A 320-nucleotide genomic window follows, 5' to 3' on the forward strand; every position below is an offset into this window, starting at 1 on the left:
TCATTTAAATAGCCAATATTTAAAAATGGAATGCGACACTTACAAAAAAATCTCGTTGCCAATTGCACTGTGTTTGGATTATCTCCAGAAACAATTCCAAACAAATTTTCTTTTTTATGTTTAGAAAAAATTTCTTCAAGATTGTCTTCACTGGCAAAATCATCTACTGTCTCAATATTGATGTCAAATCTACTAGAAAGAGCCTGCTTTATGGCAGATGTTTTATATTGTGAAATGTAATTCTTGTCAAACAAGAACTGACGGTTAAGATTGCTGGGATCAACGGTATCCTTATCTAACAATATTAGTTTTTTTGGATA

The 320-nt window shown here is 30.9% G+C and carries 1 protein-coding gene; it reads right to left on the reverse strand.

Annotated features, from left to right (window positions below):
- Positions 1–302 (reverse strand): ThiF family adenylyltransferase (locus F8C76_RS20055; protein ID WP_249042470.1); only part of this gene is annotated, 302 nt, incomplete at its 3' end.
- Positions 303–320: the final 18 nt, after the last annotated feature.

It is taken from the genome of Flagellimonas olearia (genome assembly GCF_009184425.1).
Classification (GTDB): Bacteria; Bacteroidota; Bacteroidia; order Flavobacteriales; family Flavobacteriaceae; genus Flagellimonas; species Flagellimonas olearia.